This window comes from Microbacterium sp. Leaf161 (assembly GCF_001423645.1).
GTDB classification, from domain to species: domain Bacteria; phylum Actinomycetota; class Actinomycetes; order Actinomycetales; family Microbacteriaceae; genus Microbacterium; species Microbacterium forte.
Window position 1 is genome coordinate 705,335 of sequence record NZ_LMOW01000001.1, and the last position, 14,467, is coordinate 719,801.

11 protein-coding genes are annotated in these 14,467 nt (G+C 71.3%); 7 read left to right on the top strand and 4 right to left on the bottom strand.

Annotated features, from left to right (window positions below):
• Positions 1-281 precede the first annotated feature (281 nt).
• The 6 genes from ASF87_RS03575 (at position 282) to ASF87_RS03600 (ending at position 7,959) form a co-directional block, all read left to right on the top strand.
• On the top strand, positions 282-491 hold the full coding sequence (locus ASF87_RS03575; RefSeq protein WP_042540132.1) for a methyltransferase: 210 nt from the start codon (positions 282-284) through the stop codon (positions 489-491).
• Positions 492-581: 90 nt separating this feature from the next.
• On the top strand, positions 582-1,847 hold the full coding sequence (locus ASF87_RS03580; RefSeq protein WP_235558858.1) for a molybdopterin molybdotransferase MoeA: 1,266 nt from the start codon (positions 582-584) through the stop codon (positions 1,845-1,847).
• Positions 1,844-2,833: an NTP transferase domain-containing protein gene (locus tag ASF87_RS17965; protein WP_157549993.1), complete on the top strand. Its 990-nt coding sequence runs from the start codon at positions 1,844-1,846 to the stop codon at positions 2,831-2,833. The genes ASF87_RS03580 and ASF87_RS17965 overlap by 4 nt, the downstream gene beginning before the upstream one ends.
• A 127-nt stretch (positions 2,834-2,960) precedes the next feature.
• Positions 2,961-4,352, top strand: a complete 1,392-nt coding sequence (locus ASF87_RS03590) for an MFS transporter (protein WP_056374227.1) — start codon at positions 2,961-2,963, stop codon at positions 4,350-4,352.
• 2 nt (positions 4,353-4,354) lie between these two features.
• Positions 4,355-5,896, top strand: coding sequence for an FAD-dependent oxidoreductase (locus ASF87_RS03595; protein WP_056374229.1), 1,542 nt, complete (start codon positions 4,355-4,357; stop codon positions 5,894-5,896).
• Entirely contained in the window at positions 5,893-7,959 is a 2,067-nt protein-coding gene (locus ASF87_RS03600) for a molybdopterin oxidoreductase family protein (RefSeq protein WP_056374232.1), read from the top strand. Before ASF87_RS03595 ends, ASF87_RS03600 begins: the two co-directional genes overlap by 4 nt.
• Positions 7,960-7,971: 12 nt before the next feature.
• Here the strand turns inward: ASF87_RS03600 and pheA are convergent, their stop codons facing one another.
• Positions 7,972-8,922, bottom strand: coding sequence for a prephenate dehydratase (pheA, locus tag ASF87_RS03605; protein WP_042541487.1), 951 nt, complete (start codon positions 8,920-8,922; stop codon positions 7,972-7,974).
• Between the two features lie 62 nt (positions 8,923-8,984).
• Between pheA and pgm the strand changes: the two genes are divergently transcribed.
• A complete protein-coding gene (gene pgm / locus ASF87_RS03610; RefSeq protein WP_056374234.1) occupies positions 8,985-10,628 on the top strand; it encodes a phosphoglucomutase (alpha-D-glucose-1,6-bisphosphate-dependent) in 1,644 nt (547 codons plus the stop codon).
• 589 nt (positions 10,629-11,217) lie between these two features.
• On the opposite strand, the gene ASF87_RS03615 is transcribed toward pgm, so the two are convergent.
• The 3 genes from ASF87_RS03615 to ASF87_RS03625 form a co-directional block, all read right to left on the bottom strand.
• Positions 11,218-12,318, bottom strand: a complete 1,101-nt coding sequence (locus tag ASF87_RS03615) for a glycerate kinase (protein WP_056374237.1) — start codon at positions 12,316-12,318, stop codon at positions 11,218-11,220.
• Positions 12,315-13,373, bottom strand: a complete 1,059-nt coding sequence (locus ASF87_RS03620; protein ID WP_082508746.1) for a LacI family DNA-binding transcriptional regulator — start codon at positions 13,371-13,373, stop codon at positions 12,315-12,317. The genes ASF87_RS03615 and ASF87_RS03620 overlap by 4 nt, the downstream gene beginning before the upstream one ends.
• A gap of 80 nt (positions 13,374-13,453) precedes the next feature.
• Positions 13,454-14,212: a sugar phosphate isomerase/epimerase family protein gene (locus ASF87_RS03625; RefSeq protein ID WP_056374242.1), complete on the bottom strand. Its 759-nt coding sequence runs from the start codon at positions 14,210-14,212 to the stop codon at positions 13,454-13,456.
• Between the last annotated feature and the right edge of the window lie 255 nt (positions 14,213-14,467).

Genomic DNA, 14,467 nt, shown 5'->3' on the forward strand with positions numbered 1-14,467 from the left:
GTGCGCCCGCGCCCGGCTCTGCGCCCGTGCCTGCGCCCGTGCCTGCGCCTGCGCCTGCCCGCCGCTCCCCTACGTGCGCACGACCGCCCGCACGACCGACGCGCTGAGTGGTCAATAACGCATCCCCACCGGCCCGTAGCCGTGCCTTTTCGACCACCCACCGACTGAACGCTGCGCTTTTGACCACGCGCCGCCGCACCGGCGCCCGCGCACCCTCCGACAGGGGCTGGTATTTCGGTGCGCCGGGGCGTAGCGTCACCAGCAACGGAAGGGGTTCGATGATGAGCACGACCAAGACTCTGGCCCTCTGGGTGGCGTACGGCACGAACGGTGTCGTGGGCAGCATCCGACACGATGACGGGGGATACACCGTCGTCATGGCCGGAGCGGATGCCGCGACGGGCACGTACCCGACCCTGGAATCGGCCAAGGGTGCGCTGCATTCGCACATGCTGCCGGGCAGCGGCTGGCCGATGTTCCGCGAGCACTGACTCGAAAGCGCTGACACCAGACGGGGAAACAAGGGGAAGAGGGGCGACGCGGTCGCGGGGACACCCCCGCGACCGTCGTACGCTGACTGCATGCACCACGCCACCTCCCTCGCTCCTCGTGCCATGCTGACGGTCGAGGAGCAGCAGGCGAAGGTGTCGGCCGCCGCCCGGCCGCTCCGCGCAGAGGCGGTGCCGATCGCACTGGCAGCCGGTCGCACCCTCGCGGACGACGTGCGCGCCCGGGTCGATGTGCCGCTGTTCGACAACTCCGCGATGGACGGATATGCCGTCATCTTCGCCGACGTCGAGGCAGCGACGGCCGAGCACCCTGCCGAATTGCGCGTCATCGCCGACCTGCCGGCGGGTTCGCCCGAGGAGCCCGAGCTGCGTCCAGGGCTGGCCGCTCGGATCATGACCGGCGCTCCCGTGCCCCGCACGGCCACCGTCGTCGTGCCCTTCGAACACACCCGTGACGGGCTGCAGGCCTGGGACGCCCCGGCGGTCGTGACCGCGGCTCCTGCCCGCGAGGGCGCTCACATCCGCCGCCGGGGCGAGGAGCTGCGCGCCGGTGCGGTCGTCGTACCGGCGGGCACCGTGCTCGGGCCGCTGCAGCTGACGGCCATCGCGGCCACGGGCGTCGACACCGTGCAGGTGCGTCGTCGCCCCCGGGTCGCCGTGATCTCGACGGGCACCGAGCTCGCCGCCCCCGGCGCAGACCTCGACCGAGGGCAGATCCCCGAGTCGAACTCGGTGCTGCTCGCGTCGATGTGCGCCGAGGCGGGCGCCGACGTCATCTCGGTCGACACGGTGACCGACGAAGATGCCGCCTTCACAGCCCTCGTCGACCGTGCGCTGCACGCCGGCCGCGTCGATGTCGTGGTCACCTCGGGCGGCGTCAGCGCCGGCGCCCACGAGGTCGTCAAGAACGTGCTGCGCGATCGCATCGAGTTCGTCGCGGTCGCCATGCAGCCCGGCAGACCGCAGGCCTTCGGACGAATAGACGACGCGCTGATCTTCGGCCTGCCTGGCAACCCCGCCAGCGTCGCCGCCTCGTTCGAGGCGTTCGTGCGCCCGGCACTGCTCGCTCTCCAGGGGCGTGAGCCGCTGCAGCGCCCGATGATCCGTCTCACGACCACCGCCGGGTGGCGCAGCCCGGCAGGACGACAGCAGTATGTGCCGGTCACTCTCGACCGATCCGACCCCGCCGCCTGGGCGGTGCACCCGGCAGCCGCCGACGGGTCGTCCGGCGCGCACCTCGCCGCAGGACTCGCCAGAGCGGATGCCTACGCCGTCGTGCCCGCCGAGGTATCGGCGGTGGCCGCCGGCGACCTCGTCGACGTGATGCTGCTCTCGTGACCGCAGCACGCGCCGCCGACGCGAGCGCCGCCGACATGAGCGGCGCAACCGCGGCGATCGTCCTTGCGGGCGGGCGGGCGTCTCGACTCGACGGTGCCGCCAAGCCGCTGCTCGACGTCGGCGGTCGCACGCTGCTCGATCGGGCGGTCGCGGCCGTCGCAGGCTGCGACCCGATCATCGTCGTCGGCCCGCCCGCGCCCGTGCAGGGCGAGGTCGTCTGGACTCGCGAGACCCCCGAGTTCGGCGGCCCCGTCGCCGGCATCGCGGCCGGACTCGCACGCACCGAGAGCGCTGACGTGTTCGTGCTGGCGGCCGACCTGCCGAACGCCGAAGAGGCGGTCGCGCTGCTGCGTCGGCATCCGCCCCTCGCCGGCGGCGAAGACGGCGTCTGCCTGACCGACGACTCCGGGCGGATGCAGTGGCTGATCGGGCTCTATCGCACCGACGCGCTGCGCCGAGCTGTCGCCACCCTGCCCGACGGCGGCCGAGACGCATCCATCCGTTCACTGCTCGCGGGCCTCGCCATCATCGCCGTGCCGGCAGAGGGCCTGGCGACGGATGTCGACACGTGGGACGATCTCGAACGAGCCCGCGCCGTGGCGCAGGCACCCACCCACAAAGGCGCAGACACCGACAACGGCGCAGACACCGACAACGGCACAGACGCCCCCGCGCGGCAGCGCACCAGACGAGGAGACGACATGACCGACCAGCCGCAGCATCTTCCGGTCGAGGCCCTCGACGACTGGACGTCCGCCGCCTGCGCCGCCCTCGGGATCGACCGCGCGTCCGTCGAAATCGGCCTGCTCCTCGATCTCGCCCGCGACGTCGCGCACGGCGTCGCGCGCCCCGCCGCCCCGCTCAGTGCCTACCTCGCCGGCCTCGCCGCAGGTCGCGCGGGCGGCAGCCGCGAGGACACGGCCGCGGCGGTCGCCACGATCACCGCGCTGGCGGCATCCTGGCGCGCCGACGACCACGATTCCTGAAGTTCTCTCATCGCCGACCTCCCCGATGTGATCGAGAAGTAATCACACCGAAACGGCATGCGCGCGGCCCTGCAACATCCGCCGCCTACGTTCAGAGCATTCACCCTCTCGAACGCCAGGAGCCGCGATGTCACAGACCACCGGAACACGCAGCGTCGATGCCCCCGCCGTCACGCTCACCCATCGACCCGGTCGCTGGATCGACGGGTGGAACCCCGAGGATCCGACGTTCTGGGCCGGCGAAGGCAAGGCGATCGCCCGCCGCAACCTGGGCTGGTCGATCTTCGCCGAGTTCCTCGGGTTCATCATCTGGCAGCTCTGGAGCATCGTCGTCGTGCTGCTCCCGGCCGCCGGCTTCACGCTCAGCACCACCGAGTCGTTCTGGCTGATCTCGCTGCCGAGCCTCGTCGGCGCGACCCTGCGATTCCCTTACACGTTCCTCGTCGCCCGCTTCGGCGGACGCAACTGGACGATGGTCTCGGCCCTCCTGCTGCTGATCCCGGCTGTCCTGCTCGGCATCGTCGTGCAAGACCCCGAGACCCCGTTCGGCGTGCTGCTCGCCGTGGCCGCCCTCGCCGGCTTCGGCGGCGGCAACTTCGCCAGCTCGATGGCGAACATCACCTACTTCTTCCCGCAGAAGGAGAAAGGCTGGGCGCTCGGCCTCAACGCCGCCGGCGGCAACCTCGGCACGTCCGTGGCGCAGCTCGCGGTGCCGATCGTCGTCTCGATGACCGCCGCCTTCACGTTCAACCTCTCGCTCGCCGGGTGGATGTGGGTGCCGCTGATCCTCGTAGCCGTCTGGGGCGCCTGGCGCCACATGGACAACCTCTCGTCCGCCAAGGCCGACTTCGCCGGAGCCGCCGCCGCCCTGCGCGAACCGCACCTGTGGGTGCTCTCGCTGCTCTACATCGGCACGTTCGGATCGTTCATCGGCTTCGCCAGCGTCTTCCCGAAGCTCATCGCCGACACCTTCCCCGAGTTCTCGACCTTCCAGATCGGCAGCGCCTCGATCACACTGGCGTTCCTCGGCGCGCTGGTCGGTTCGCTCGCCCGCCCTTACGGCGGAAAGCTCGCCGACCGCTTCGGCGGTGCGCCGATGACGATCGCCGCCTTCTCGCTCATGATCGTCGGGGCCCTTTCGCTGCTCGTCACCCTCGAAGCGAACAGCTTCGCGCTCTTCCTCGGATGCTTCCTGCTGCTGTTCGTCGCCGCGGGGGTCGGCAACGGCGCGACCTACCGGATGATCCCCAACGTCTTCGCCGCGCGAGGAGCCGCGACCGCGGGTGATGCACTCGCGGTCAGCACCCAGCGCAAGGGTGCGGCCGCCCTGGGCCTGATCTCGGCGATCGGCGCCTATGGCGGATTCGTGATCCCCCAGGTGCTCGCCGCGGCGAAGAGCGGCACAGGGTCGTACGCCCCGGCGTTCGGCGGTTTCGTCGCCGGCTACGTCGCGCTGCTCCTGATCACGATCTTCGTCTACCTGATCCCCCGGGCCTCCCTCGCCGGACACCGGATCTGATCATGACCGAGCGCATCGTCGTCATCGGCGCGGGGCCCGTCGGCATCCGCTTCGCCGAGGAGCTCCTGCCCCTCGTCTCCGAGGGCCGAGCGACGGTGACCGTGCTGGGTGCGGAGACGGCGAATCCCTATAACAGGGTGCTCCTCGCGGAGCTCGCGGTCGGCGAGGCCTCGGCCGACGAACTCACCCTGGCCACCGCAGCGGGCCTTCCGGGGATCGATCTGCGTCTCGGGGCGCGAGCGCTGCGCATCGACCGCGGGGCGCAGCTCGTCGAGCTCGCCGACGGCTCGGACGTCGGCTATGACCGGCTGGTGCTCGCGACCGGCGCGCGATCGATCGTCCCGACACTCGACGGACTCGACACGCTGGGGCCGGACGGCACGGGCCTCGACACCCGCCTCACCGCGGGCGTCTGCGTGCTGCGCGACCTGGCGGATGCCGAGCAGGTGCGGGCCGTGGTCGAGCGCGGCGGCCGGGTGGTGGTGCTCGGGGCCGGCGTGCTCGGAATCGAGCTCGCGATGCTGCTCGCCGATGCGGGCGCCGTGCCCTCGGTCGCCCACTTCGGTCCGATGCCGATGCCGCGTCAGCTCGACCGCGGATCGGCGAGCATCCTCTCGACCGCCCTCGCCTCCGCCGGCGTCACGCTCGTGCCGCACACGCGCGCCGAGGGCGTCATCGGCGTCGAGGGCGACGACGGCATCCGCCGGTTCCGCGCGCTGGCGAGCTCCGACGGCAAGCGCATCGAAGGAGACCTGCTCGTGCTGTCGTGCGGGGTCAGGGCGCGCACCGAGCTCGCCGAGGCGGCAGGACTGCGCGTCGGCAACGGCGTGCTCGTCGACCGCTCGCTGCGATCGTGGTCGGATCCCCGCATCCATGCGATCGGCGACTGCGCTCACCTCGCCGACCCCGCCGAGCACCTGCACGAGCGCCAAGTGCCCGGCGGACCGCACGGCCTCATCGGCCCTGGGTGGCGGCAGGCGAGCTGGCTGGCCGCGACCATCGCCGCCGAGCTGGACGGCATCGGCGACGCCGACGAGTTCGCCGACGAGCATCCGGGGGTCGTCGTGCTGAAGGGCGAGCTGGTCGACATCGCCTCGGCCGGCGACGTCTCGGCCGACCCGTTCGCGCCGGTCCCTGCGGGCGAGGATGCGCCGGGCATCGCGGTGTGGGCCGACCCCGAGCACGGCACCTACGTCAAGATGGCGACGCGCGATGGCATCCTCACCGGATTCGTGGCGGTCGGGATGCCGCGGGCCGCCGCGGAGCTGAGCGTGCTGTATCTGCGCGGCGGCGAGCTGCCCGCAGACCGATCGCTGCTGCTGCGCCTCGACGATCCGGATGCCGACGTGGTGGCGCCTGCCGGTCGCGACGCGACGCTCTGCATCTGCAACGCCGTCACCGTCGGGCAGATCGAGGATGCGATCGACGACGGCTGCGGCTCGGTCGCCGCGATCGGGGACTGCACGCGCGCCGGCACCGGATGCGGCGGATGCCGAGCCAGGATCAGCGAACTGCTGCACGCCCGCGCGGAGGCCGTCGCATGACCGACACCCACTGCCCCTACTGCGCGCTGCAGTGCGCGATGACGCTGACTCCCACCGCGGGAGAAGCCCTGCCGGTGACCGTCGCGGGCCGCGACTTCCCGACCAACCGCGGCGGTCTGTGCAAGAAGGGATGGACGTCGGCGGAGCTGCTCGCCGACACCGGGCGCCTCACCGCTCCCCTGGTGCGGGGCGACGACGGCGAGCTGCATCCGGCGGAGTGGGACTCCACCCTCGACCTGATCGCCGCTCAGCTGGAGCGGATCGCCGCGGAGGACGGCCATGATGCGATCGGCGTCTTCGGCGGCGGCGGCCTCACGAACGAGAAGGCCTACCAGCTCGGCAAGTTCGCCCGCATCGCGCTGCGCACCTCGCGCATCGACTACAACGGCCGCTTCTGCATGTCGTCCGCCGCGGCCGCCGCCAACCGCGCCTTCGGGATCGACCGCGGTCTCCCCTTCCCGCTGACCGACCTCGACACCGCCGAGACGGTTCTCCTGCTCGGCTCGAACGTCGGCGACACCATGCCGCCGTTCGTGTCGCACCTGCAGGGCGCCAGGGCACGCGGTGGCCTCATCGTCGTCGATCCTCGCCGCAGCTCGACGGCCCGGCTGTGCGCCGACGGGGCCGGCATCCATCTGCAGCCGGTGCCGGGCACCGACCTCGCTCTGCTGCTGGCACTGACCCACGTCGTGATCGCCGAAGAGCTGTACGACTCGGGCTACGTGCGGCAGCGCACCTCGGGCATCGATGCGCTCCGGCAGTCGGTGTCGACGTGGTGGCCCGAGCGCGCCGAGACCGTCACAGGGGTGCCCGCGCGCAGCATCCGGGATCTCGCTCGCCGGCTGGCCGAACCCGGCTCGACGTACATCCTCACCGGCCGCGGGGTCGAGCAGCACGTCGACGGCACCGACACCGCGACCGCTGCCATCAACCTGGCGCTGCTGCTCGGACTGCCGGGCACTCCGGGGTGCGGCTACGGCACCCTCACCGGGCAGGGCAACGGGCAGGGCGGACGCGAGCACGGGCAGAAGGCCGACCAGCTGCCCGGGTATCAGTCGATCATGGACCCGGTGGCGCGCGCGTCCGTCGCGGCGGTGTGGGGTGTCGACCCCGACGATCTCCCCGGCGCCGGTGTGCCGGCCGTCGAGCTGCTGCAGACCGCCGGCCTGCCAGGCGGCGTGCGCGCCCTGCTCGTGCACGGCTCCAACGTCTTCGTGTCCGCACCCGACGTCTCGACGGTGCGAGAGGCCCTCGGCCGGCTCGACCTGCTCGTCGTCGCCGACTTCTTCCTCTCCGAGACCGCGAAGGCCGCCGACATCGTGCTGCCCGTGCTGCAGTGGGCCGAGGAGGAGGGCACCATGACCAACCTCGAGGGCCGGGTGCTGCGTCGCCGACGGGCCGTCGACGCCCCCGCCGGAGCCCGCAGCGAGCTGTGGATCATGGCCGAGCTCGCCCGCCGCCTCGACGCCCCCGGCGTCTGGAGCCTCGACCCCTCCGAGGTGTTCGACGAGCTCGCCCGCGCATCGGCCGGCGGCCGCGCCGACTACTCGGGGCTCAGTCACGCCCTGCTCGACCTGGGCATCGAGGCGCACTGGCCGTTCCCGATCGGCAGCCTCGGCACGCCCCGTCTGTTCGCCGACCGGTTCGCGCACGCCGACGGGCGCGCGAAGCTCGTGGCGGTGCGGGCGCGGGCGCAGCAGACGCCGAGCGCCGACCGGCTCACACTGATCACCGGGCGACTGCTCGAGCAGTATCAGAGCGGTACGCAGACCCGCCGCGTCTCCGAGCTGACCGAGAAGCGGCCTTCCCTCGTCGCCCAGCTGCACCCCGCCACGGCACGTCGTCTCGGGGTCGGCGAGGGCGACGGCATCCGCCTCTCGAACTCCCGCGGCACGGTGCAGGCGCGGGCCGAGCTGACGCACGACATCAGGCCCGACACGGTGTTCCTGCCGTTCCACTACCCCGATGGCGAGAGCGCGAATCTGCTCACCGACGAACGGGTCGATCCGCACTCGGCGATGCCCGAGTTCAAGCGGGCGCTCGTGCAGCTCAGCGCGGTCTGATCCGGGTCGGTCTCAGTCCTCGGGTTCGCCCGAGAGGATGCCGCGCAGCCAGTCGCGTGCCTCGACGAAGATGTCGTCGGAGTACCGCTCGGGGTACTGCACGATCTGCCGGTCGGCCCGCGGGTACGAGCCGAGGAACACCACGCGGGGGCTGAAGCGACGGATGCCGAGCAGAGCGTCGGCCATGCGCTCGTGCTCGATATGGCCGTCGGCGTCGATCACGAACCGGTAGCGGCCGAGCTCGTCGCCGATCGGACGCGACTGGATCAGCGAGAGGTTGATGCCTCGGGTCGAGAACTGCTCGAGCATCTCGAGGAGCGAACCGGGGTGATCGTTCGGCAGCTCGACGATCAGCGATGTCTTGTCGGCGCCGGTGGGAGCCGGTGCCGTGGTGGTGCGGGTGACGAGCACGAAGCGGGTGACGGCCTGGGCGTTGTCGCCGATGTCCTCTGCCAGCACGTCGACATCGAGGTGCTTCACGACGCCGGGAGCGGCGATGGCCGCCTGCGCGGGAAGACCGCCGTCGAGCATGCCGATCGCCGACGCCACGTTGCTCGCCGCCGGGACGTGCGAGTGCGTCGGCAGGTGCTCGCCGAGCCAGCCATGGCACTGCGCATAGGCGACGGGGTGCGCGGCGATCACCTGCACATCGGCCAGCGTGGTGCCGCGCGGAGCCACGAGCACGAAGTTCACCGGCACCAGGTACTCGCCGACGATCCGCAGGCCGGGCAGCGTCGCCAGAGCATCCTGCGTGGTCGAGACGCCGCCCTCGATCGAGTTCTCGATCGCGATCATCGCGGCATCGCTTCGGCCCTCGAGCACGTCGGCGAGCGCTTCGCCGACGTTGTGCACGGCACGCCAGTCCTGGCCTCGCGCTTCGGCGACCTGTTCGAGCGCCGCTTCGGTGAATGTTCCGGCGGGGCCGAGATAGCTGTAGGTGCGGCGTTCAGTCACGCGTTTCACCTTAGGGCACCGGTAGGGGCCCAGAAGATGCGCGGATGCCGAGATGGGGGCAGACTGTCTGCATGACGAGCCGTGCCGGCCTACCAGCCGAAGAATCCGATCTGATCGATGTCGACGAGCTGATCGCCGCTTACTACGATCGCGTCCCCGACCCCGGCGTCGCCGCCGAGCGGGTCGCGTTCGGGACGAGCGGTCATCGCGGGTCGTCGCTCACCAAGAGCTTCAACGAGAACCACATCCTGGCCACCACCCAGGCGATCGTCGACTACCGCGCGGCGCAGGGCATCACCGGCCCGCTGTTCCTCGGTCGTGACACGCACGCCCTGTCGCTTCCGGCCGAGCGCAGCGCCATCGAGGTGCTGGTCGCGAACGGCGTCGACCTCCGCGTCGACTCGCGCGACGCCTGGGTGCCGACACCCGCGCTCAGCCACGCGATCCTCACCTTCAACCGCGACCTCGCACCGGATGCCGCCGGCCGCGCCGACGGCATCGTCGTCACCCCGTCGCACAACCCGCCGCGGGACGGCGGCTTCAAGTACAACCCGCCGCACGGCGGGCCGGCAGACACCGACGCGACCGGCTGGATCGCCGACCGCGCCAACGAGCTGATCGCCGGGGGCCTGGTCGACGTCAAGCGCGAGCGGTTCGCCGACGTCGACTGGGATTCGCTTCCTGGTTACGACTTCCGCGACGCCTACGTGCGCGATCTCGCGACCATCATCGACATCGACGCGATCCGCACCGCCGGAGTGCGCATCGGAGCCGACCCCCTCGGCGGAGCCTCCGTCGAGTACTGGGCGCTCATCAAGGAGGTCTACGACCTCGACCTGACCGTCGTGAACCCCGAGGTCGACCCGACGTGGCGCTTCATGACGCTCGACTGGGACGAGAAGATCCGCATGGATCCGTCATCCCTCTCGGCGATGGCCTCGCTGGTCGCCAAGAAGGCCGACTACGACGTGCTCACCGGCAACGATGCGGATGCCGACCGCCACGGCATCGTCACCCCCGACGCCGGGCTGATGAACCCCAACCACTACCTCGCGGTCGCCATCGACTACCTGTTCTCGCACCGCGCCGAGTGGCCGCGCGACGCCGCGATCGGCAAGACCCTCGTGTCGTCGATGATCATCGACCGCGTCGCCGAGTCGCTCGGACGCCGCCTGCTCGAGGTGCCCGTCGGCTTCAAGTGGTTCGTGCCCGGGCTGCTCGACGGATCCGTGGCCTTCGGCGGCGAGGAGTCGGCCGGAGCATCGTTCCTCCGCAAGGACGGCACGGCGTGGTCGACCGATAAGGACGGCATCCTGCTGTGCCTGCTGGCGGCCGAGATCATCGCCGTGACGGGCAAGACCCCGTCGGAGCGGTACGCCGAGCTGGAACAGGCCTTCGGTTCATCGGCCTACCAGCGCGTCGACGCCCCGGCGACGCCGGCGCAGAAGGCGACGCTCGGCAAGCTGGCGCCGGATGCGGTGTCGGCGACGACCCTGGCGGGCGAGGAGATCACCGCCAAGCTGTCGCACGCGCCGGGCAACGGAGCGGCGATCGGCGGCCTCAAGGTGCAGACCGAGCACGCCTGGTTCGCCGCGCGCCCGTCTGGCACCGAAGACGTCTACAAGCTGTACGCCGAGAGCCTGCGCGGCCCCGAGCACCTCGCCGAGGTGCAGGCCGAGGCTCGCGCCGTGGTGTCGGCCGCCCTCGGCGACTGACCCGGCGTACCGCTTCCGTCCGTCTTCTGCCCCCGCACGCCGCCCGTGCGGGGGCAGAAGTGCATCCGGGGTCGAGCATGCCGGGGTCGAGAGCATCCGGGATCGGGAGCGCCTGGGCTCCGCGATGCGGAAGCGACCCCGCCTGGCGGACGCCATGCGCAGGCCGGGTCGAAACAGCCACCCAATGCCGGTGCGGGGTCGAAGACACATCCGACGCAGCGACTTCGGATGCGCTTTCGACCACCGCAGACGGTGACTGCCCGCATCCCGGGTTGCACAGACGTGCGTGGTCGAAGAACCACCGGAAACGGCCGCCTGGGATGCATTTTCGACCACCGCAGACCGTGACTGCGCGCCACCGGGGGTTGCACAGACGTGCGTGGTCGAAGAACCACCGGAAACGGCCGCCTGGGATGCGCTTTCGACCACCGCAGACCGAGACTGCCCGCCACCCGGGGGGTGCACAGACGTGCGTGGTCGAAGAACCACCGAAAACGGCCGCCTGGGATGCGCTTTCGACCACCGCAGACGAGCGCGATCGGATGCTGCGCGGGGCAGCCCGAAGAGCAGAGGCGGCAGCAGCGGCCGGTCAGACCGAACTGGCGAGCAGCGCGCCGGCCTCGCGCAGCCACTGCGCAGGCTCCGCGCGAGCGGCATCCGACGATCCGGCGATGTCGGTGAGAGACGCGGATGCCGAGAACAGCGACACATCGGAGTCGGCGGTGATACGCCCTGCCGCGAGCAGCGGAACGGCCCCGGCCGATGCCGCGAGGCCCGCGATGAACGAAGGCACCTTGCCGTCGCCGGACTGACCGTCGTAAGAACCCTCGCCCGTGATGACGACGTCGGCGTCGGCGATCGCGTCTGCGAGTCCGACGAGCTCCGCCACTTCGGCAGCTCCGGGGGCGAGTGTCGCTCCCCAGACGACGAGCGCACCGCCCGTGCCCCCAGCGGCTCCGGTGCCGGGCAACGCGGGGTCGAGGCCGAGCAGGGCGGCGAGTCGGGCGAGCCCGGCATCGACATGTGAGAGCTCGGAGGCGTCGAGACCCTTCTGCGGCCCGAACACGGCGGCGGCACCCCGAGGACCGACGAGCGGGTTGGTGACGTCGGTGAGCACGCGCACCTGAGGCGCGGTGCGCAGGGCGCTCAGATCGACGGATGCGATGTCGGCGAGTCCGCGCGCACCGCGCGCGACCGGCTCACCGGACGCGTCGAGGAATCGTGCACCGAGTGCGGACAGCATCCCGGTGCCGCCGTCTGTCGACGCACTCGATCCGATGCCGACCACCAGTCGTGTGACACCGTGGTCGAGGGCCGCGGCGATCGCCTGGCCGAAGCCGGTGGTGTCGGCGTCCCACGGGCGCAGGGCGTCGAGCAGTTCGATGCCCGAGGTCGAGGCGAGGTCGATGACGCCGGTCCCGCCAGGAGAGCCGGCGGACACGGGAAGCAGCAGCCAGCTGGTCTCCAGCGGCACGCCTGCTGGCCCGTCGACGACGACCGGCATGCGTCGCGCCCCCGGCACGGCCGCGGCGAATGCGGCGACGGTGCCCTCGCCGCCGTCTGCCATCGGTCGGTGCACGAACGTCGCGGAAGGATCGACCGACGACCAGCCTTCGGCGAGCGATGCCGCAGCATCTGCAGCGGTGATCGTGCCCTTGAAGCTGTCTGGCGCCAGCACGACGCGGGTCATCGGTCGATACCGGGGGTGCTCGACCGCACGATGACCTCGAGCGGCAGCGCCGCCTGCTGCCAGTCGGCGTCGACCGTCGCTCGGAAGGCCTGGTAGCCGACCTCGCTCAGCGGCACCCGCACGGTCGTGAGCGCCGGCGTGACGTCACTCGACGACGGCACATCGTCGAAACCGCAGACGGCGATGTCGGAGCCGATCTCACGACCCGCTTCGCGGATCGCCGACATCGCGCCGATCGCGACGACATCGCTCATGCCGAACACGAGGGTGCCCGGTTCGACGCCGTCGGCGAGCGCCGCCGACATCGCCTGCACACCGGATTCGCGGCGGAAGTCGCCACGGATCAGCCGATCGATCGTGCCTCCGCCTGATTCGAAGCCGGTGCGGAATCCGGCGAGACGCTCGTCCGAGGTCAGGACCCCCTCGGCCGCACCGATCGCGATGGCCGAGCGGTAGCCGAGCGACGCCATGCGGCGGCCCAGCGCCTCTGCACCGGCGCGGTTGTCGATCTCGACGTGGCGGTTCTCTGCACTGCCGGCCCCGAACGTGACCACCTGCCCGCCGAACCGGGCGTACTCCGCGAGCTCGCGCGAGGTGTCGGAGTCGGTCGGCTCGTTCGTGCGTGAGGCGGCGAGGATCAGGCCCTGGGGTCGCTGTCCGCGCAGCGCGCGCACGATGCGCGCCTCTCGGGCCGGGTCGCGCTCGGTGATCGCGATCGTGACGACGAGACCGTGCTCGTCGGCTCCGCGAGCGACGCCCGCGGCGATGAGTCCGAAATACGGGTCGGCGATGTCGGCGACGAGCAGCGCGATCACGGGCGAGCTGCCGCGGGCGGTGGCCTGAGCAGACGCGTTCGCCGTGTAGCCCAGCTCGGCCGCCGCCTGCTCGACGCGCTCACGGAAGGACTCGGCGACCTTGCGCTCGGATCCGTTCAGAACGCGGGATGCCGTGGCGAGGGAGACCCCGGCCTCTCGGGCCACGTCGTGCAGGGTCGGGGCTGCGCCTCGGGAGTGCCGCGGCTGACGCACCCGGGAAGGGCTTTCCTGCTGACTCATGCCCCGAGCATACTGTGCGATGCGGGCGGCGCCGAGAAACGGTGGGCGGCGGCATCCCGAGTGCTGACGTGCATGCCGGCCTAGAGCGAGAGGTACGAGCGGAGCGTCGCGGCCTCGCCACGCAGCATCGCCGGATCATCACCGGGCACGAATTCGAGCAGTGCGTCTCTCGGGGGCGTCGGCGCAGACTGCGCCTCTCCGAAGAACCGGGTCCAGAGGGCATCACGTGCCCGCAGCGGCAGCCGGTCGTGGTCGGGCCACCACGAGAACACGTGCGCGGCGCTCACATGGTCTGCGATCGCGCGATACTCATCGAGCACCGCGTCGACCGCGGCACCGACCGTGGGCTGCCAGTAGGTGCTGAGCGTCGGCCTCGCGACCTCCTCGAGAACTCGGAGCGTCGTCGGCGCGGTGTCGGCGAGCGTGCCCGAATGGAACTCGAGCGCGAGGGACATGCCCCGCGCGTTCGCCTCGTCGACCGCATCCTGCAGTCGGGCGATCGTCGCCGCCCAGTCCTGCGGTGCGGCCTCGTCGGATCCGATCGACCCCGCCCAGACGCGCACGCGGTCGACGCCGAGAGCCTCGGCGGTGTCGAGCACCGGAGTGACCGCCTCGTCGGCACTAGCGCGGAAGTACGAGCCGTACGAGCAGCACACCAGCCCGGCATCCGTCGTCAGCCTCGCCGCCCTCGCCGCCTGCTCGACATCCCCGGCCGGTACATGCTCGTCGGCACCCCACTCGATGACCTCGAGTCGTGCGTCGGCTGCGAGCTCGACGACACGTTCGACGCTCAGCGACTGGAAGGTCACCGAGCAGAGTCCTGGCCGGATCGTTGTCATGGGTTCATCCTCTCAACGGTCTGCGTCGGCGTCTCGGGGGTTGCGCCCGGCGGCTCTCTTCGGGTCAGCGCGCTGTACCGTCTGCGGGTTCGAGGCACGGATGCAGGACGAGAAGCCGTGTTCCGGCCCGGCATCCGTGCCCTGGTCCTGCACGTGGGACCCCGACCGGTTCCGATCCGGGCCGCCGTCCGAGGGGCCCTCTGCCGCCTGCAGGATCGAGGCACGGATGCAGGACGAGAAGCCGTGTTCCCGCCC